Source organism: Lysinibacillus sp. COL-1 (assembly GCF_059814265.1).
The window spans coordinates 1,680,928-1,700,009 of record NZ_JCAWSJ010000004.1 but is presented as its reverse complement, the minus strand read 5'-3'; the positions used below and the strand labels follow the sequence as shown (position 1 = coordinate 1,700,009).

The 19,082-nt window shown below is 39.4% G+C and carries 20 protein-coding genes; 3 read left to right on the top strand and 17 right to left on the bottom strand.

Annotated features, from left to right (window positions below; all coding sequences use genetic code 11):
- Positions 1-50: 50 nt before the first annotated feature.
- From AC6BKE_RS16530 to AC6BKE_RS16520, 3 genes are all read right to left on the bottom strand, one after another.
- Positions 51-404 (bottom strand): hypothetical protein, encoded by a 354-nt coding sequence (locus AC6BKE_RS16530; RefSeq protein WP_499857317.1) that lies wholly within the window; start codon positions 402-404, stop codon positions 51-53.
- Positions 405-519: 115 nt separating this feature from the next.
- A complete protein-coding gene (locus AC6BKE_RS16525; protein WP_058843727.1) occupies positions 520-1,536 on the bottom strand; it encodes an inorganic phosphate transporter in 1,017 nt (338 codons plus the stop codon).
- 15 nt (positions 1,537-1,551) lie between these two features.
- Positions 1,552-2,172 carry a DUF47 domain-containing protein gene (locus AC6BKE_RS16520; RefSeq protein WP_004229078.1) on the bottom strand — a complete coding sequence of 207 codons (621 nt, stop codon included), beginning with the start codon at positions 2,170-2,172 and terminating at the stop codon, positions 1,552-1,554.
- A 528-nt stretch (positions 2,173-2,700) separates the two neighbouring features.
- Between AC6BKE_RS16520 and nhaC the strand changes: the two genes are divergently transcribed.
- The gene (gene nhaC / locus AC6BKE_RS16515) at positions 2,701-4,083 is read left to right on the top strand and encodes a Na+/H+ antiporter NhaC (RefSeq protein ID WP_089932430.1); all 1,383 of its coding nucleotides are present in this window, start codon (positions 2,701-2,703) and stop codon (positions 4,081-4,083) included.
- Between the two features lie 50 nt (positions 4,084-4,133).
- Here the strand turns inward: nhaC and AC6BKE_RS16510 are convergent, their stop codons facing one another.
- Positions 4,134-4,574, bottom strand: coding sequence for a PH domain-containing protein (locus tag AC6BKE_RS16510; protein ID WP_089932432.1), 441 nt, complete (start codon positions 4,572-4,574; stop codon positions 4,134-4,136).
- Positions 4,575-4,832: 258 nt separating this feature from the next.
- Positions 4,833-5,567 (bottom strand): urease accessory protein UreH domain-containing protein, encoded by a 735-nt coding sequence (locus tag AC6BKE_RS16505; RefSeq protein ID WP_499857315.1) that lies wholly within the window; start codon positions 5,565-5,567, stop codon positions 4,833-4,835.
- A gap of 230 nt (positions 5,568-5,797) precedes the next feature.
- Between AC6BKE_RS16505 and AC6BKE_RS16500 the strand changes: the two genes are divergently transcribed.
- Positions 5,798-6,565: a sporulation protein gene (locus AC6BKE_RS16500; protein WP_036117212.1), complete on the top strand. Its 768-nt coding sequence runs from the start codon at positions 5,798-5,800 to the stop codon at positions 6,563-6,565.
- A 302-nt stretch (positions 6,566-6,867) separates the two neighbouring features.
- Here AC6BKE_RS16500 and ptsP read toward each other — a convergent pair whose 3' ends face one another.
- From ptsP to AC6BKE_RS16445, 11 genes are all read right to left on the bottom strand, one after another.
- Positions 6,868-8,580: a phosphoenolpyruvate--protein phosphotransferase gene (ptsP, locus tag AC6BKE_RS16495; protein WP_499857314.1), complete on the bottom strand. Its 1,713-nt coding sequence runs from the start codon at positions 8,578-8,580 to the stop codon at positions 6,868-6,870.
- Complete coding sequence (locus AC6BKE_RS16490; protein ID WP_036117208.1) at positions 8,577-8,843, bottom strand: HPr family phosphocarrier protein; 267 nt, start codon at positions 8,841-8,843, stop codon at positions 8,577-8,579. Before AC6BKE_RS16490 ends, ptsP begins: the two co-directional genes overlap by 4 nt.
- Positions 8,843-9,544, bottom strand: a complete 702-nt coding sequence (locus AC6BKE_RS16485) for a glucosamine-6-phosphate deaminase (protein ID WP_342503918.1) — start codon at positions 9,542-9,544, stop codon at positions 8,843-8,845. The genes AC6BKE_RS16490 and AC6BKE_RS16485 overlap by 1 nt, the downstream gene beginning before the upstream one ends.
- Before the next feature lie 24 nt (positions 9,545-9,568).
- Positions 9,569-10,279, bottom strand: a complete 711-nt coding sequence (locus AC6BKE_RS16480; protein WP_058843733.1) for a sugar isomerase domain-containing protein — start codon at positions 10,277-10,279, stop codon at positions 9,569-9,571.
- A 72-nt stretch (positions 10,280-10,351) separates the two neighbouring features.
- Entirely contained in the window at positions 10,352-11,503 is a 1,152-nt protein-coding gene (gene nagA / locus AC6BKE_RS16475) for an N-acetylglucosamine-6-phosphate deacetylase (RefSeq protein WP_499857313.1), read from the bottom strand.
- Positions 11,504-11,603: 100 nt separating this feature from the next.
- On the bottom strand, positions 11,604-13,550 hold the full coding sequence (gene nagE, locus AC6BKE_RS16470; RefSeq protein ID WP_340808802.1) for an N-acetylglucosamine-specific PTS transporter subunit IIBC: 1,947 nt from the start codon (positions 13,548-13,550) through the stop codon (positions 11,604-11,606).
- A gap of 177 nt (positions 13,551-13,727) precedes the next feature.
- Positions 13,728-14,669, bottom strand: a complete 942-nt coding sequence (locus AC6BKE_RS16465) for an ABC transporter permease (RefSeq protein ID WP_342545031.1) — start codon at positions 14,667-14,669, stop codon at positions 13,728-13,730.
- Positions 14,647-15,567, bottom strand: coding sequence for an ABC transporter ATP-binding protein (locus AC6BKE_RS16460; RefSeq protein ID WP_036117199.1), 921 nt, complete (start codon positions 15,565-15,567; stop codon positions 14,647-14,649). The genes AC6BKE_RS16465 and AC6BKE_RS16460 overlap by 23 nt, the downstream gene beginning before the upstream one ends.
- Positions 15,568-15,760: 193 nt before the next feature.
- The gene (locus AC6BKE_RS16455; RefSeq protein ID WP_036117197.1) at positions 15,761-16,453 is read right to left on the bottom strand and encodes an ABC transporter ATP-binding protein; all 693 of its coding nucleotides are present in this window, start codon (positions 16,451-16,453) and stop codon (positions 15,761-15,763) included.
- Between the two features lie 10 nt (positions 16,454-16,463).
- Positions 16,464-16,820: a GntR family transcriptional regulator gene (locus tag AC6BKE_RS16450; RefSeq protein ID WP_036117195.1), complete on the bottom strand. Its 357-nt coding sequence runs from the start codon at positions 16,818-16,820 to the stop codon at positions 16,464-16,466.
- A complete protein-coding gene (locus tag AC6BKE_RS16445; protein ID WP_499857310.1) occupies positions 16,817-17,602 on the bottom strand; it encodes a hypothetical protein in 786 nt (261 codons plus the stop codon). Before AC6BKE_RS16445 ends, AC6BKE_RS16450 begins: the two co-directional genes overlap by 4 nt.
- A gap of 282 nt (positions 17,603-17,884) precedes the next feature.
- Here AC6BKE_RS16445 and AC6BKE_RS16440 point away from each other — a divergent pair, with 282 nt between their 5' ends.
- Positions 17,885-18,106, top strand: a complete 222-nt coding sequence (locus AC6BKE_RS16440) for a hypothetical protein (protein WP_036117191.1) — start codon at positions 17,885-17,887, stop codon at positions 18,104-18,106.
- Positions 18,107-18,443: 337 nt separating this feature from the next.
- Here AC6BKE_RS16440 and AC6BKE_RS16435 read toward each other — a convergent pair whose 3' ends face one another.
- A complete protein-coding gene (locus tag AC6BKE_RS16435; protein WP_089932440.1) occupies positions 18,444-19,079 on the bottom strand; it encodes an ABC transporter ATP-binding protein in 636 nt (211 codons plus the stop codon).
- Between the last annotated feature and the right edge of the window lie 3 nt (positions 19,080-19,082).

Below are 19,082 nucleotides of genomic sequence, written 5' to 3'. Positions count from 1 at the left end.
TATGGAAAAAGTGATTTTCTCCGAAGTTTATACTTTCTTTATAATTAACCTTAGAGGGAATCCGCTCCTCGCACAAGTAGGAATGTTCCCAACATTCTACTAGGTGTAACCTTTACTTTGCGCGTTGTATCCACCGCTATGTTCAGGCTATCCTCTGCTTTGAGCGTTCTATCCTCCACTTTGCTCTTCCTATCCACTTCCTCTCCTCTATCCTTCACTTTAAGCGTTGTATCCACTACTTTCCTCGCTCTATCCTCCACTTTAAGCGTTGTATCCACTACTTTTCCCGTTCTATCCTCCACTTTGCTCTTCCTATCCGCTTCCTCTTCTCTATCCTGCTTTCTTCTCTCGCTATCCCCCACTTTAAACGTTGTATCCACCGCTTTTCTCGTTCTATCCTCCACTTTGCTCTTCCTATCCACTTCCTCTCCTTTATCCTGCTTTCTTCTCTCGCTATCCTTCACTTATCTACGCAAATAAAAAAAGAATGCACAATTGCTGTGCATTCCTCTTATCGTACTAGAAAAATAAACTTAAAAAATAGTAAATCAAGGCTGCCATAACGGCTGAGATTGGCATTGTGATGACCCAAGTTGTGACGATTTTGCGTGCCATGCCCCATTTAACGCCTTTGACGCGGTGCGCTGTTCCTACACCCATGATGGATGAAGAAATAACATGTGTTGTAGATACTGGTAAGTGGATCAACGTCGCACCAAAGATGATGGAAGCAGAAGCTAAATCTGCCGCTACTCCATTTACTGGGCGGATTTTCATAATCTTACCACCAACTGTTTTGATGATTTTATAGCCACCTACAGATGTACCAAGACCCATCGCTGTTGCTGCTGCAAAACGTACCCAGAATGGGATATCGTCCCCATGGTGTAGGCCGCCCGCGATTAGAGCTAGTGTAATAATCCCCATCGCTTTTTGAGCATCATTTGTTCCGTGTGTAAAAGATTGTAAGGCAGCTGTCCCAATTTGCATGGTACGGAAGCCTTTATTTGTGCGATATAAATTCATATCTTTGAAGATAATCTTCAATATTGTCATCATTAGGAAACCAGCTGCGAATGCTAGCAATGGTGAAAAAATAAGTGCTTGAAGAATTTTAATAAACCCAGCATAGTTCAAAATATCAAATCCTGCAGCGGCAATGGCTGCGCCTGCAACAGAACCAATTAATGTATGAGAAGAACTGGATGGAATCCCAAAGTACCATGTTAACAAGTTCCATGTGATGGCAGATAATAAAGCTGCTAAAATCACTACAGAACCTGTAATATCGCCGTCATAGGCATTTAAAGTAAACGGGTCCACAATATCCTTTGTTAATGCTTTCGCTACCCCCACGAAGGTAATGGCTCCGACGAAGTTCATTACCGCTGCCATGTAAACCGCAGTACGTGGCTTTAAGGCACGGGTTGATACAGAAGTGGCAATGGCATTTGCTGTATCATGGAAGCCGTTAATAAAATCGAACACAAGTGCGAAAATAACGACTAGTATGGTGATTAATAATATCGTATCCATTTCGTACACTCCATCTTACGCATTACGCATAATTATTGTTTCAATTGTATTAGCTACTGTTTGACAGCTATCGGCAATATCTTCAAATTGCTCATAAATATCCTTGAAAACAATCAGACGCATTGGATCTTTTTCTTGGATAAATAACTGTTTCATGGAAGAACGGAAAATTTCATCACATTCACGTTCATTATCTTTAATTTGAATAGCATGTTTACGCATTTCTACAAGCTTTTTACTATTTAACAGTTCCATGGCTTGTACCATTTCATCTGTGCTTTTTGCAATATATGTGAGGAATTGGCGCATTGGCTCAGTCACTTCCGTTAAGTTGTACATATTGAAGTGAGCAATACAGCCCTCCATTCCGTCAATCACATCATCTAGCTTATTCGCTAATGCTAAAATATCCTCACGCTCGATAGGCGTCATAAAAGATTTATTTAGCATCACAATAAGTTCATGAATTAGTTTATCGCCACTTGTTTCATATTGCTTCATTGTATCGGCAATTTCTTTTAACGCATCTATATCTTGAATGCGAGCATTATGTGCATAATAAATACCTTCATTCACGTTTTTTGCGATTTTTAATAATGACTGAAAAAATGGATCTTGCTTATTTGAGTTGAACATCCTGTTCCTCCTGTGAAATAAATATTGTCGATTTCTGAATCATCATAACAAAACATTTACACAATTCAACAAAATTTTAAACATGCAGATGTTGATTTTACAAAAATGTAATATAAATTTTGCCACATTTATTTTTAAGCTGTTTTTCAAGTTGCAAACGTTGGAAATCAAATATTAAAAATCACCGTTTTTTCTTTAAATATAACCGTTTTTTCTGTTATTTTTATAAAAATACTTGAAATAAACTTTTTTTCGCTTATTTGTTTATGATGTGAAATGTTAAGGAATTGTAAACGAAATTTACATGAAAATGCTGGAATTTCATTGTTATTTTTTGTATTTTATCGTACGCGCAAACGTATTCCTTCTTGTTATGCTCGTCCTTAGAGTTGCTTATACAATAAATGCATGAAAACATGTGGGCCTTCTGTTTTCAGTCAATTGACAAAAAATATTAGCGTGCTATAATACTTTTGGGCTTCACCGCATTGAAGCGCAGAAGTATTTATTCGTATTAGGAGGATTCACATGTTTCGAATAGAAGCAAAGAGTAACCCTCGATTTATAGAGGCATTCTTTATTATACTGTTAATTATTATCACAATGGCTTATAGTATTGGCTATTTAAAAGCAGCACCCCACATCCCGATTTTTTTAGTGATTGCCATTTTGCTGGCTTATGGGTTATGGAAGAAAGTATCCTTTCGTGACCTGGAAGGCGGTATGATTGCTGGTGCTAGTGCTGGACTTGGTGCCGTTTTTATTTTCTTCTTCATTGGTATTTTAATTTCGAGCTGGATTATGGGTGGAACGATCCCAACGCTCATCTACTATGGTTTTTTAACCGTTTCACCGAACTTTTTCTTTGCGATTGTTTTCCTTATATGTAGCATCGTCGGCATCTCTGTTGGGAGCTCGTTAACAACGGTGGCAACAGTTGGTGTGGCATTTATGGGCATTGCTGGTGCGATGGACATTTCATTAACGATCACGGCTGGAGCGATTGTTTCTGGTGCCTTCTTTGGTGATAAAATGTCTCCTTTATCGGATACAACCAATCTTGCTTCAGGTACGGTTGGGGTAGATCTTTTTGAGCATATTAAAAATATGGGCTGGACCACTATTCCTGCTTTCATCATTTCCTTTGTGCTGTACGCTATTTTATCGCCATCTGGTGCTTCAACATCGTTTGAGACCGTGGAGCTATTTAAAGAAGGACTACTGTCGACAGGATTGATTCATTGGTATACATTATTGCCAATTGTTGTCCTTGTAATCATGACCTTTTATAAAGCACCTGCTGTCATTACTTTGGCAGTCGTATCCATTATCGGTGTAGGTCTTTCCTATATGCTTGACCCGTTACCAGCTGCAGATGTTTTCAAAATTCTCTTTGATGGCTATGTCTCTCAAACTGGTAATGAGGAAGTAGATGCCTTGCTAACGCGTGGTGGCATGAATAGTATGCTCTTTACAATCGCGCTTGTCTTACTTGCTTTAACAATGGGTGGATTATTATTTACACTCGGCATTATTCAAAGTATTTTAGGGAAAGTTGAAAGCTTATTTAAAAGTGCTGGCTCCGTTATAACAGGTGCTGCGATTACGGGCATTGGTGTCAATACATTAATCGGTGAGCAGTATTTATCCATTCTGTTAACTGGTGAAGCCTTTAAAGCGCAATTTGCCAAGGTAGGTCTTGCGCCGAAAAACCTTTCTCGTGTCATGGAGGATGCTGGTACGGTCGTCAATCCGCTAGTCCCTTGGAGTGTTTGTGGTATTTTCATCACAAGTGTCCTCGGTATCTCCACACTGGATTATCTACCCTTCACCTTCTTCTGCTTACTAGGTCCCATTCTAACGATTATTTTTGGTTGGAGCGGCAAAACGTTAACAAAGCTTGATCAATAACAAAAGGTAGCTGATCAACACATCAGCTACCTTTTTTAACTTATCTAGCATTACTTGAAATGTTGGGCTTGTGGAATCTGTACATGGGGACATCGCTTTGTTAGCTCACTAAGAAATGCCCATTTATCCTGTGGCAACATCTTTACACTCCCTTGAGCTGGCGTTTGATAGAAAAGTTCTAATCCCTTATCAGCTGTAGAAATCTGATAACCCGTAAATTCGGCAGTTGTAGGAGCAATCTTTGTGATGCCTTGGTACGGGATTTTACTTTTAAATGGTCCACTTTTCACTAATAGATATTCTTCATCAAAAACAAACTGAATAGATGTGGCGTACCACCAGACGACGCTTGCTGAAAGAATAAAACACACAGACATAATCATGACCATTAAAGATGTTGCGAAGAGCCACAGTGCCATAGCCGCCATGAGCCAGACCATTAAGAAGCTCAATATAACCGGAACCTTGTTTACTTTTGCAGGATATACCATAACCATTCATCTCCCTTTCACTCAACCATCTTATTAGTAATTACCATGAAGAGACTAATCGGTATATTGCCAGCATCTGCATACGCAAAGATGATGACGTGATATGGTGAAAAACTAAATTTCGTTGCCAAATTGGGTATATGTTTAATCGAAAATCTAGCTCTGCAAAAATCGAGTATATTGTAAGATGTCACTTTGGCACGGACGATTTACCTTATTGTTTCCAAGCAAAAACACTCGGCTATGTTCTCTTTATCCTTATAATCCCCAATATGTAATCGTGTCTATCATGCCGACTAATAGTAATAATAAACCAGCAATCATTTGCATACTTCTCCCCATCTTCATGCTTGTCCTTACAATAAGACGTTTGGCATTAAAAACATATAGCAAGAGGAGCATGATTATAAGCGGTACAGCCGTTGCCACGCCAAAAATACTTGGTAGGATGAAGCCATAGGAAGTGCTTGCTACAACGGGCATGAGCCACACAAAGAACAAGACAAACATGGTCGGACAAAAGGCAATCGAAAAACTAGCACCCATCAAAAAGGCACCCAATTTCCCTTCTTTTACTATAGGTGGTAATTTCGATGACAAGCGTTGCAGAAAGGTGAATTTTACTAAACCGATTAGCACGAATCCTGTTAATAGCAGCATTGGTCCGATTGCCTGACGAAAGATTGGAAAATATAGCGTCATCTTCGTTTCAAACGATTGACCCAACAGCCAAGCTAGCAGTCCAAGCCCACTAAAAACAACCACTTTGCCCATCATAAAAAACATAATCTCCTGCCAAATACTGCTCCTATGAAGCGTTCGACTGCCATAAAACGTAATGGCACTCATATTCCCTGTTATTTGACATGGAGCAAGTGCACCTATCAAGCCAAGCAGAACGGCCATCATCCATGCAGAATGCTCATAGCCATGTAATAATTGCGTAATTGGCTCACTAATAAACTGACTAATGGTGGACATCACACTATACATTTCAACACCCTCTATCTTTCATCATTAGGAAGACCTACATTCATTTAGTATAAAAGCTAAATATGAATAATCGGTGCAGAAATCATTACTTACCTTAGTATTCTTACAAAAACAACACGCATTTAAAAATTTCATTTTCCAACTAGTATAGCGAAAAATTTGCCAGTCTTGAAACCTTTTTTCAACACGAGCGTATGTATAGCTAACCATGTCAGTAGGAGGAATGAAAGATGTCTTTTTTTCATAAAGCATTAGCAAGTTTTGGAATAGGTGCAGCAACAGTGGATACAAGATTGGCAAAGGATACTTATCGCGCTGGAGAGGTTATGCAGGGGGAAATCATCGTGCGTGGCGGTCAAATTGACCAACAAGTTGATGCTATTTATCTGTCAGTTAATACGACCTATATTCGCGAGTCCAATGATCATAAACATACAGAGGTTGCTGCTCTACAAAAAGTCAAAGTAACAGAGCCTTTCACACTGGCGGCTGGTGAAGAAAAGGCCTTTCCTATTTCGATAACACTGCCATTTGAAACACCGATTAGTGCTGGTAAAACACAGGTTTGGATTCAAACGGGCCTCGATATTAAAAATGCTGTCGATCCAAGTGATAAGGATTATATTCGTGTGGAGCCAACAACGCTTGCAGGGCATATATTGGATACAATTCAAGGCCTAGGTTTCCGTTTACGGGAAGCTGAATGCGAACAAGCCCCTTCCCGCTTCCGTGGCTACTATCCATTTGTACAGGAATTTGAATTTGTACCAACTGGACAATATAGAGGACATTTAGATGAGCTGGAAATCGTTTTCCTCTCCCAGTCTAATCATTCAGCGGAAATTTTAATGCAAATTGATCGCAAGGTAAGAGGCATTGGTAGCTTTTTTGCAGAGGCATTAGATATGGATGAACGCTATGTCAGAACAACGATTACGATGCATGACTTACCGACACTGCAAGCTAAGCTTCAGCAAATCATTTCAAAACATGCATAATTCACTAAAAAAGAAGTTGAAGCTTATCTTCAGCTACTTTTTATTTAAATTCTATTTCGAATAGAACTATTGTGAAAGGTAAAAAACTACTTATTTTATTGATGTTATGTCTAATCCTTTCTCGATTATTTTGGTAGCATGGTTGATTAGAGTGCAATATAACTTCTACGTGCTCACTGGAAAGGACCCTGGTGGAACGGAAATCGACCCCTAGCCTTGCTATAATGTTTTTTAATGTTATTTTTTAACAACATAAACCCATCTACCATAATTGTGTATAGGTAGATGGGTTTTGGTCTATCTTATTTCACAGCCTGCTTTACTTTTTCCAGCACTTCCTCGGCTGTTGCTAATTGGAGGGCTTGTGCTGCTAAAGCTTGCATTTCTGTGGCAGATAATTGCTTCAGCAAGGAGCGTGTTTTTAAAATAGATGCAGCACTCATGGAGAATTCATCTAAGCCTAATCCTAGCAATAGTGGAACAGCAAACTCATCGCCTGCCATTTCACCGCACATCCCTACCCATTTTTGTTCTTTATGGGCAGCTTCGATAACCATTTGAATTAAGCGTAAAATGGCTGGGTTATACGGTTGATATAAATAAGAAACCTTTTCATTCATACGATCCGCAGCCATTGTATATTGAATTAAATCATTGGTACCAATGGAGAAGAAATCCACTTCTTTCGCAAAGATGTCTGCCATTACTGCTGTGGCTGGAATTTCAACCATCATTCCGATTTCCATGTCTGAGCTTACAGCAATACATGCCGCTACAAGCTTTTCTTTTTCTTCCAGCAAAATGGCTTTTGCTTCCCGAAATTCTTGGATGGTCGCAATCATTGGGAACATAATTTTTAAGTTACCATATACCGAAGCCCGTAATAAAGCGCGTAATTGTGTACGGAATAGCTCTTGTTGCTCTAAGCATAGACGAATGGCACGATGACCGAGAAATGGGTTCATTTCTTCTTGCAATGGCAAATATGGTAAGTGTTTGTCACCACCGATATCCAGTGTTCGAATAACTACTGGCTTACCCTTCATTCCTTCAATGACTGTTTTGTATGCGGTGAATTGTTCGTCCTCTGATGGCAAGTTTTCTCGACCCATATATAAAAACTCTGTACGATACAGGCCAATTCCTTCAGCACCATGACGCAGCACACCGTCCAAATCACTTGGTGATCCAATATTCGCAGCTAGTTCAACATGTACGCCATCCTTGGACACAGTTTGTTCGTTTACTAATGTAGACCACTCCGCCTGTTGTGTACGATAATGTTGTGCCTTTTCTTGATAATTAGCAATGACATCTGCTGTTGGATTTACAAGCACTTGACCAGATAAACCATCGACGATTAACCAATCGCCATCTTGAATCGTTGTCGTTGCCGTCCCTGCCCCTACGACTGCTGGAATTTCTAACGAGCGTGCCATGATGGCTGAATGGGATGTACGACCACCGATATCCGTAATAAAACCAAGGACATAATTACGGTCTAATTGGGCTGTCTCTGAAGGGGTCAAATCATTCGCAACAATAATCACCTGTTCGTTAATACTGCTTGGATTTGGAATATGTACATCGAGCAAATGTGCTAATATGCGGTTTGTCACATCTTTAATATCGGATGCACGCTCACTCATGTATTCGTTGTCCATACCTTCAAATAATGCCACAAACATAGACGATACTTCATGTAAGGCATACTCTGCGTTAACCGCCTCATCTGCAATTTTTTGGTTGATCGGCCCAATTAATTCTGGATCATTCACCACTAATAAATGCGCCTCAAAAATCGCAGCCTCTTCAGCACTAAATTTTTTCAATGTTTGCTGTTGAATGACCACCAGCTCTTGCTCTGCTTTGGCAAGAGCGGCTGCTAAACGTTGTTGCTCAGCCTCGATATCTTGAACCGTTGTTTTCGTGAATGTTAAATCTGGTTGGACAAAACGATATGCTTTGGCAATGGCAATGCCGTCTGAAGCGGCAATACCAGTGAGTTGTGTCATTGTGCAAGCCCCATTTCTGTTATGAGTGTCGTTAAAGCTGTTAATGCTTGCTCTTCATCTTCCCCATCTACAACAAGTGTAAATTGTGAGCCTTGCTTCAAGGCTAATCCCATCACACCTAAAATGGATTTTAAATTAGCTGCTTTTTCTTCTGTACGCACTTCAATTGATGAAGTAAATGGTGTTGCTTTTGCCACAAGTTGGCTTGCTGGACGTGCATGAATTCCTAAAGGATCGACTACTGTAAATTGTTGTGTTTTCATTATATATTCTCCTCTTCTTGTAAGTCTGTCAAAATGATAACGTTTGGGTGTTTGGACAACACACTTGCTGGAACATCTTCTGTATAATCAGATGCCAGCATGCGCTCTAAAACCTCACGCTTAGTTTCTCCCACTGCGATTAACAAAATGCACTTTGCACGCATAATTGATTGAATCCCCATCGTGTATGCCTGTGTCGGCACCTCATCAATGGATGAAAAGAAACGAGCATTGGCTTGACGAGTAGATTCTTCCAATGTGACAAGATGCGTCAAGGAAGCAAATGACGTGCCTGGTTCATTAAAGCCGATATGACCATTTTGACCAATCCCAAGCAATTGGAAGTCTAAGGGATACTGTTGCAGTAAGGCTTCATAGCGAGCTACCTCCACTAAAGGATCTGCTGCTAGACCATTTGGCAAATAGGATGCACGAAATGGTTTTTGCTGAAATAAATGTTTGTTCATATAATAGGCATAGCTTTGCTCGTGAGTTGCTTCAAGCCCCACATATTCATCTAAATTAAAGCTAATGCAATGTGAAAAATCGAGATCTGTTTTGCAGATTTTAGCATATAACGGTTCCATTGTTCCACCAGTAGCCAATCCAAAAGTTGTCGCCCCATTATTTTTAGCTTCAACGATTGTTGTCACGGCTTGTGCATATAAATCATCAATTGAGGAAAATCTTTTTAATCTCACCGTTCATCCTCCTTCATTCGTGCCTTAAAAATGAATACGCTGACCATATTGATCAATGAGCGCATCGTTATTATTTTTACCTAGATTATTGCTACCAAACACTGGTATATTTGCACCCTGTTCATGCATTAGCTCAATAATTTGTGCGAATAAAGCATTTAATAATGTCGCACCTAAGACGGTGGACACAGGTGCATATTGCAACTGATTAACAGTTAACACACCATCCCCTAATGGAACATGCGTATTCAATACTTCATCGACCACATGCTCTAAACGCTTGCCTGATGGATGTCGTGATGGCTGTTGCTGATACTCCAGTGATTGCAGGGATATGGTGAAAGCACCCGCTTCCTTAGCGTAGATAGCCATATCAATTGGTGCTGGATTATTGGCAGATGTCGAAATGATGATACAAACATCGTGGTCATCAAACTGTAGCTGATCCTTGTATGAGGCTAAAAATGCCTGTTTTTTTTCATTTTGCGAGGATTGCCGTGCACCCTGATGCAGCATTAACGATTCAATGTGTATCGGTTTAACAGGCACTAAGCCGCCCGCTCTGTAATAGCATTCCTGTGCTAATAACATGGAATGACCAGAGCCGAACAGCTGGATAATGCCTCCCTTTGTGAGACGTTCAACAATTTGCTGGGCAACATGTCTAATTTGTTCACTTTCCTGCTGTGCCACCATTGTTAAATATCGATTGACTTGTTGAAAATAGGTATTCATGTTCTATCACCTTTTCATTTCGATCGTTCCATGCTAGATGTTTGCATGCCTTCTGACGTTAACGGTCATCGCCTATTGCATGGCATCATATAAGACCTTGCCTGCCTTAATTGTTTGATAAAGCTTTAAATGTTCATCCATAATCACAGCATCTGCATCATAGCCTTGCACAAGCTGCCCTTTATTGGTTAATTTCAATTGCTGAGCAGCATTGAAGCTTGACATTTTCACAAGCTCCTCCATTGTACATTTCGTAATATGACGCATATTTCGTAGAGCTTGATCCATTTTTAAAATACTACCCGCTAAAGCACCGTTTGATAAATGAGCGCCCGCTTCAGTCACATGAACCATTTGACCGCCTAAATCATACGCTCCATATGGCATACCCTTTGCGCGCATCGCATCGGTAATTAATATAACACCATCTGCTCCCTTTAACCGATAGGCCATTTCCACTGCCCCTTCATGCATATGAATAAAATCAACAATGAGTTCAGCCTTGATGGCATCTAGCAACAAGACGCCACCAACGACACCTGGGTCACGATGATGGAATGGACGCATTTGATTGTATAAATGTGTCCCCTGTGAAGCACCTAATTGAACCGCTTCTTGCATTTGCTCAAATGTTGCATCTGAATGACCAATCGATACGATGACACCGCTTGCAGAAATGCTTTGCACTGCTGACATGCCATTCGGTTCTTCTGGTGCTAGCGTAATTTGCTTAATTTTATGGCCACTTAATTCCTGCCATTTTGTCCATATAGCCATATCAAGCGGGACAATATAGTCAAGAGGTTGTGCTCCCGCCCGCTCTTTTGAAACAAATGGTCCTTCAATATGAAGCCCCAATATTTCCGCCTCATCTGACTGTGGCTGGAACTGTGCCACATTGGCAATGGCCCGCTCAATTTTGTCATAGCTTTGTGTCATAGTGGTTGCTAAAAAGCTTGTCGTACCTTCTTTTAGTAACGATTGTGCCATTATATGAAGTCCCTCATCTGAGGCATCCATTGTATCCATTTGAGCGGACCCATGAATATGCATATCAATAAATCCAGGCAATAAAAATTTCCCTGAACCATCTAGCTGTTCCACATGATTGACATTGAGCTGTGTAGCAATTTGTGCAATTTTGCCATCCTTCATCCACACATCCACTTGCTCATCTCGACCATTTGCGTTGACCACTGTGATGTTCCGAATTATTAAACTCAAGAAAAACATCTCCTCTTCTTGAACAAGGGCTGTTGAAAAGGTGTCCATTTGCCATTTCCTATTGCCTATGTGTAGCTTTTGCAAACAGCCCTATTTGTTGTTACTTTTTCATTGCAATAATATTGGTAGAGCCCGCTCGTTGATAGCCAGATTTTCCGAGTGTAATCTCTTGACCCATTAAACTTGTGAAAACAACTGGTGTGATCACAGAAGGTACTTGGTCTTTAATCTGATTGATATCAGCCTTTAAAAGCATATCTCCACGCTGAATTTTTTGACCATCCGTGACAAACAGGTCAAAGCCTTTACCATCAAGTTTGACTGTATCTAAACCAACATGAATTAATACTTCCAGACCTGCATCTGATTTCAAGCCAATCGCATGCTTCGTTGGGAAAATCATCACCACTTCCCCATCAAACGGTGCATAAACTGTGCCATCCATTGGACGAATACCAAACCCAGGACCCATCAACCCTGCCGAAAATGCCTCATCTGGCACTTCTGATAATGGCAATAAATCACCTGTCATGGGCATTTCAAAATCATGGAAGTTCGTTGTTTCATTTTTGACTGCTTCTTGCACTACAGACTGTGCTGTTGGCACTTGTGTATTTGTAGGTGCTGGATTGCCTTTTTTCAAACGATCTTTGATAGCCTCTGCTAAAAACTCAACAGATGTACCAATAATCACTTGAACATTCGTTTTACTAATGCGCATTACCCCTCGTGCACCTGTTTGCTTCAATGTTTTTTCATCTACAACATTGGCATCCTGTACAGACAGTCGTAAGCGAGTTGTACAGTAATCCACTTGCTGAATATTTTCTTTTCCACCTAATGCTTCAATTGTATAGTAGGCACGTAAATCAACATCGTCAGAAATGGCAGCATTTGCTTCTCCATCCTCTTCCTCGTCGTCTTCACGTCCAGGTGTTTTTAAGTCTAATTTTTTGATTAAGAAATAGAATACAACAAAGTAAATCGCACCAAAGCCTAAGCCTAAAGGCAGTAAGAGCAATGGTTTATCTGCTAGACCTAAGTTTAATAAATAGTCAATTAAACCTGCCGAGAATCCAAAGCCATCACGGAATCCAACGATATAGGCCACAGCGAGTGCTATACCTGTTAGTACAGCATGAATACCATATAGAACTGGTGATAAGAACATAAATGAAAACTCAATCGGTTCTGTAACACCTGTTAAAAAAGCTGTCAAAGCGATGGAAAAGAACATCCCACCAACGACAGGACGTTTTTCTTTTTTCGCTGCAAAGTACATCGCCAAACATGCTGCTGGTAAACCAAACATCATGATTGGGAAGAAACCAGCTTGGAAATGTCCAGCTGATGGGTCTCCCGCTAAGAAACGGTGGATGTCCCCTTTCACCACTTCGCCCGCAGCATTCGTAAATTCACCAAAATCAAACCAAATGACCGTGTTAATGACATGGTGTAAACCAACTGGAATTAATAGACGGTTGAAGAAACCATACATTCCAACACCAAGTGATCCTGCGCCAATCATCCAATTGCCGACAGAATCAATACCACCTTGAATTGGTCCCCACACAATCGCTAAAATACTAGCTAAAATCGCCATGGTAATGGACGTAATAATCGGTACAAAGCGCCGTCCGCCAAAGAATGATAACCATTCTGGAAATTTCACATTATAATATTTGTTATATAATAAGCCTGCCGTAATACCGGCAATAATACCACCAAACACACCCATATTTAATTCTTCATTAACAGTTCCTAAAACGGCCACTAATACAAGATGAGCAATCGCACCTGCAAGTGCTGCGCCCCCACTGCTATCATGTGCAAATCCCATCGCAATCCCAATCGCAAAAATGATTGGTAAATTGCCAAGTATAGCATTGCCCGAAGCGGCCATAATACTAGCAATGTACTGGATTGCTTCATTCGGTACGGCTCCAAGCATATCCCCTGAACCTAAACGCAATAGTAATGCTGCTGCTGGTAATGTAGCGATTGGAAACATGAGAGACTTACCGATTTTTTGTAAGAAAGCAAACATTATTTATCCCCCTTTGGTATAGTTGTCTAGACCACTTTAGTAAAAAAAAAGCGTTTTCACTAAGTTGCTATTATTATAGGCGCAATTCAAAAAAAAATAAATACTTTTTTAATATTTCGTGTTGCCCAATAAAAAAACCGCACCCTAATTCAATTAGGGCACAGTTCTTATTTTAGATTATGCAGTTATATCACGTTTCATAAAGGTTGTATAACTAATCACAAGGAACAAGAATGCATAAACAGCAAGCACAGTTAAAGAGAAAGGCATCGTAACATCCGCAATCATGGAGCCACCACCATGTTCATACTGTGTTAAATCTGAATGCGTGAGCCAAATGTATTTGACAATGTCGTATCTACTCAAGAACATAACAATCATGCCACCTGTAAAGGAGAGGAACATCGTTAAACCAATCGCTAATGAGCTTGAACGGAACACCGAACCTACTAAAAAGGCAAATAATGTAGACATAACAAAATCACCACTAGAAAGTAGATAATGATACGCTAAATCCCCCCATACAGCCTTTTCAACTACTTGACCATTGACGATTTCTAATTCGACACCTGTTCCCATACCAAACAAGATCAAGCCCACAAGAGCACTTACCACCACATTCACAGCATATAAGAATAAACCAAATAGGAAGGTTGACAGTAGTTTAGACGTTAACACTTTTGCTCGAGACATCGGACGTGTTAACAGCATTTTAATCGTACCCGTTGAAAATTCGCTCGACACAATACTAGCCGCTGTAATAACCGTAAATAACGTAACAAGTGTGAGCATACCACTTGTAAAGGACATAAAGCTCGCAAGACTATTATCCTTTTGACTAGGCGCATCATTGGCTAAACGATATTCAGAAATAGCGATTTGCTCTTCATAACGGGCCTTATCTTCCTCCATTAAATCATCACTTGCAAGCATCTCCTTGTTCGCTTGGATTGCTTGCTGCTCAAGCTCCTGCCAGGAGCCTTCATCTGTTGATTTTACTTCATAATATTTCATGATAGCACCAGGAACAAGAATAACAAGAATGAGCATCGCCACCATTGCCCAGGTTCCCTTTTTATGCCATAATTTCATCCACTCATTTTGAATTAGCTTCAGCAATTTGTCCGCCTCCAGTCATTTCTAAGAATTGATCCTCTAATGTTTTTTGATGTGGCTGTACAGCAAATAGTTGCATACCCGCTTGCACTAATTGAGTCGTCAATGCAGGTACATCCTCTTTCTTCATTTCCACTACATAGCCATCATTTTCAGCAACGAAATGGTAATCATGCTGTTCAAAATGAGCAGACAGCTGTTCTTTTGGCTGTGCCTCCACATAATAAAAGGATGAGCTTTCATTATGAATATCACGGAGGTCAATAAGTTGCCCATTTTGGATCACTGCCACGCGATCACACATTAACTCAATTTCAGATAATAAATGACTCGATACAAAAACGGATACGCCATCTTCCGAAGCAATCTTGCGCAGGTACATACGGAACTCACGAATACCAGCAGGGTCTAAGCCATTTGTTGGTTCATCTAAAATTAAAAACTTCGGTCGATGTAGCAGCGCCTGCGCTAATCCTAGTCGTTGGCGCATACCTAGTGAATACGTAGAAACCTTTTCATGTATACGGTTTTCAAGACCCACCTGTTGAACGACCTCTTGAATTCGTTCTTTCGTCACATTTTTATGCATACGTGCAAAATGGAGTAAATTTTTATAGCCTGACATAAATTTATACATCTCTGGATTTTCGACAATTACGCCAACCTTACTAATGGCTTCCTCATAATGCTCTTGTAGGGAAAGTCCATCAATAATGACATTGCCCTCTGTTGGATGCATCAGCCCGGTCATCATTCGTATGGTTGTTGTTTTCCCCGCTCCATTCGGTCCTAAAAATCCTGTAATCTGCCCTGGATATAAATCAATGTTTAACTGTTGAATTAATTGCTTGCCTCGAATTGTTTTCGATAAATTTTGCAATTGTACAATTGGTTCTGTCATATTTTTTCACCCTTTCTTATCCATTTCGCCTTGGCATAATGGCGTCCAGATTTTGATGGTACTTCTTCCACGATCAAAATCTATGACATCTGCCAGCGACTATATCCTCAATCAGTGGATGCTATTGAAGCAACACTGCTAAAAATGCTTACTGACGATCCTTTCTTCACTTTGAGAGGTCGGTATCTTGTACTCAAAGACGATAAAATCCCTTCATCCACTCGACTGCGTCCTTATTCGCCACATCGCGTAAGGTTTCAACTTCTTCATAAGCCGTGATGGACCCCGCCTGCAATAAAATAATTTGATCTAAAATAGGTTCTACCTCATATAATTCATGTGTTGATAGCAAAATCGTTTGATTTTCGATATCTGTAAATTGAATTAAGCCCTTAATCAGCTGTTCTCTCACAATGGGATCAAGCCCAGCAAATGGCTCATCCATGACATAAAAAGGAACCTCTCGACCAAGCGTAGCAGCCATTTTCATCCGACCACGATTACCCTTTGATAATTGACGTAGCTTCGTATTTTTATCCACCTGTAAAAATTGTGCGACGATACAGGCCTTATCATAGGAAAAATCTTCAAATTGAGAGGCATAATACTGGAATAGCTGTTCGCCCGTATAATACTCAAAAAACAAATCAGTATCGGGTAAATAAGCAATTTGGTCCGCACTTCTACGTGTGACAGGCTTGCCATTCAGTGTGACTTTACCGGCAGAAGGTCGTAATAAACCCGCTAATACTTTCATTAGCGTAGATTTACCACTTCCATTTTCCCCTACAAGCCCAATGATTTGTCCAATCGGGAAGGAAAAGGATATATCCTGTAAAATCGGCTGTTTCTTATATTGAAAAGACACATTTGATAGCTCTAACATACCCTTCACCTCACGCTTTATTTTTCAAAACATCAAGCATTTCTTCCTTTGAAAAGCCTAATGCCTCAATCGATGTTAAAAAGTTTTCAGCTAGCTGATTTTTCATTTCTTCTCGTAATAATTCAATGCGTTCCTCATTGCTTGTAATAAATGTACCCTGACCTCGTTTGGTTTCCGTTATCTTCATCGCCTCTAACTCCTTATAGACACGTTGCACCGTATTGACATTCACACCTGTTTCAACTGCATATTCTCGAACGGACGGCAGTCGATCTCCCAGCCGTAACTTTCCCTTCAATATGTCCCCACAAATTCGATCGACAAGCTGGCTATAAATCGGTTTATCACGTGAAAAATCCATTGTCATCGTAATACCACCTTTTCAAGCCATTTGGATGCTGCTAAAAAGAGCAGTAGCATGAATAATGTCATTGCCACTTCTTCGACAACATAAAACGAGCCTAGCATCCATTCCATTGTCATCTCTTTCCCTTTTGGTAAGTACTGTTCGATATGGCGAAGCGAAACTTCTCCACGGAGGAAGATCGTTTGGTACAGCTCACTTTCCGTCATTCGCACCCAACCAGCTGTCGTTAAATAAAATGCAGCCATTGTCAGCACAATCGAAAAACGTCCTATTACGCGCTTCAACTGCAAATAAAAAGCTAAAAAGAATAAAAGAAGGATAAATAGCATTAATTGGAAAATCATTAACACAATAACAACTAATATCAAAGTCAATAAAATTTGTCCAGTACTTACAATCAGTTCATCTTTAATATTGTAGATGGCTATACTCGTAAAAAGTGTATTGAAGAGGACATAGCCTATTAACGAGCAAACCAACTTTGCACCGATAAGCTTCGTGATAGAGCTTGTTGAATGTAGCCAGCTCTCCTTTGCTTTAATATCCAAACGCAGCGTCGCTAAAAATTGTAAGACAGAATAAAATCCGCCTAGAGCAAGGACGAGCATCGTAAAGGCAAATGCTAGTTGATTCTCATGCGCAAAGAGATCAACATATTGATGTAATACATAGGGAACGATCCAAGATAACATGAGACCAATAAATATCCCCACTAGAAACCATGATCGGTAAAGTACCCATTCTTTTTTTAAAAGCCCTGCAAAACTTTTCAACCTCAACACCTCATGTCATAGTGTACTAGTCAAATAGTACACTATGACTTTTTAATTTTCAAGTGGCAAATACAAGAAAAAGGAAAAAACTTTTTCTTTAGGTCTGTCCTTTTAAAAAGCCTTCCATTCCTTTATTCTTTTGCAATATGAATGAATATTTGATTGAATGAACGGGGCTCATTTGTGCATGCAGAAACACTTCTTTTCAAAACGCTGCTTCTCGAAAGAAGGTATTCGCATGTGAAAAACAGAATATATTGATAGCATTCTAAGAGATAAGGTGGTATATGAATGGAGAAAAGAGTTGTCTTTGACTTTGAAATTGAGTTTACAAATGGAGGTGGCATACAAGGGCAGGAATTCCGTCTTGATCTTAATGGAGATGATATATCGGACGAAGAGCTAGCAAAGTATATTGTGGAAGATATGCGCTTGCTTATGGTAGATAAGGTGCAAATCCTCAATAAGAAAATTATTACTGAAAAGCATAAACGAAGCACTCTTAATGAGTAATAAGAAAGGATATGGAGCTAGTATTGCTTTTGATTTAAAAATTTCCTTCATCCTTTATTTATCAGCAAATGCAAAAACTCCATTTTGAAAAAAATGATCAAAATGGAGTTAATCTTTCTAACTAAGTATGGAATTTTTATAAGAATATTTAATCAATTAAATGAGCTTCTAATGCTTCTTCAATTTATTAAAATACCATAGTCTGTAAAAATCTTCATCATGTTTTGGACACTTATAATCAATTGCTATTTGAGAAAGGTCCTCTATTCACTTATAGCTTTTAGAAGTTGATCCTTCTAATTATAGCTTCTGAGTTAAATTGTTAATAATATTACTTTTATAACTTCTCTAACTTAAATTTATTTATTCTATAAACTTCATCACAAAGAAGATCGATATCCTCTTGATTATGACTGGTCATAATAATTGTTTTCCCTTCCTTTTTATAATTAAGTAAGAGGCTACGTAAGTTTTCTACACTTTCAAAATCTAAAGCATTAAATGGTTCATCTAATATTAATACTTCTTGATTTTCCATAAATGCTTGTGCTAAAGCTAGCTTTTGCTTCATGCCTAGTGAATACTTCCGTACTTTCTGTTCAGCTGTGGGCTGAAGTCCAACTAATTCCATTGTTTTAATGATTTGCTCATCATCAATTTTATTCTGTATCATAGCCAGAGATTTTAGATTTTCAAAACCCGTTTTATTTCCTAAATATCCTGGCCTATCAATTATGACTCCAAAGTTCTTAGGAAAAGTTATATCCTTATGTAAATATTCTCCCCTGATTACTATTTCACCATGATCGGGTCTAACAAATCCACAAATCAACTTAAATAATACAGATTTCCCAGAACCGTTAGGACCTACAATTCCATATATTTTCCCCTTTTCAATAGTTAAATCTATATCTTGAAATATAGTTAAGCCCTTATAGGACTTTTTGACATTTCTTACTTCAATAAGGCTCATATA

Excerpts from the sequence above, each read along its gene's own strand:
- AC6BKE_RS16435 (WP_089932440.1), bottom strand. The coding sequence starts at position 19,079 with ATGAGCCTTATTGAAGTAAGAAATGTCAAAAAGTCCTATAAGGGCTTA.
- nagE (WP_340808802.1), bottom strand. The coding sequence starts at position 13,550 with ATGTTTGCTTTCTTACAAAAAATCGGTAAGTCTCTCATGTTTCCAATC.
- AC6BKE_RS16520 (WP_004229078.1), bottom strand. The coding sequence starts at position 2,172 with ATGTTCAACTCAAATAAGCAAGATCCATTTTTTCAGTCATTATTAAAA.
- AC6BKE_RS16525 (WP_058843727.1), bottom strand. The coding sequence starts at position 1,536 with ATGGATACGATATTATTAATCACCATACTAGTCGTTATTTTCGCACTT.
- AC6BKE_RS16490 (WP_036117208.1), bottom strand. The coding sequence starts at position 8,843 with ATGAAAACACAACAATTTACAGTAGTCGATCCTTTAGGAATTCATGCA.
- AC6BKE_RS16460 (WP_036117199.1), bottom strand. The coding sequence starts at position 15,567 with ATGACAGAACCAATTGTACAATTGCAAAATTTATCGAAAACAATTCGA.
- AC6BKE_RS16440 (WP_036117191.1), top strand. The coding sequence starts at position 17,885 with ATGGAGAAAAGAGTTGTCTTTGACTTTGAAATTGAGTTTACAAATGGA.
- AC6BKE_RS16505 (WP_499857315.1), bottom strand. The coding sequence starts at position 5,567 with ATGTATAGTGTGATGTCCACCATTAGTCAGTTTATTAGTGAGCCAATT.
- AC6BKE_RS16510 (WP_089932432.1), bottom strand. The coding sequence starts at position 4,574 with ATGGTATATCCTGCAAAAGTAAACAAGGTTCCGGTTATATTGAGCTTC.
- AC6BKE_RS16455 (WP_036117197.1), bottom strand. The coding sequence starts at position 16,453 with ATGTTAGAGCTATCAAATGTGTCTTTTCAATATAAGAAACAGCCGATT.
- AC6BKE_RS16500 (WP_036117212.1), top strand. The coding sequence starts at position 5,798 with ATGTCTTTTTTTCATAAAGCATTAGCAAGTTTTGGAATAGGTGCAGCA.
- ptsP (WP_499857314.1), bottom strand. The coding sequence starts at position 8,580 with ATGACACAACTCACTGGTATTGCCGCTTCAGACGGCATTGCCATTGCC.
- AC6BKE_RS16450 (WP_036117195.1), bottom strand. The coding sequence starts at position 16,820 with ATGACAATGGATTTTTCACGTGATAAACCGATTTATAGCCAGCTTGTC.
- AC6BKE_RS16480 (WP_058843733.1), bottom strand. The coding sequence starts at position 10,279 with ATGAATACCTATTTTCAACAAGTCAATCGATATTTAACAATGGTGGCA.
- nhaC (WP_089932430.1), top strand. The coding sequence starts at position 2,701 with ATGTTTCGAATAGAAGCAAAGAGTAACCCTCGATTTATAGAGGCATTC.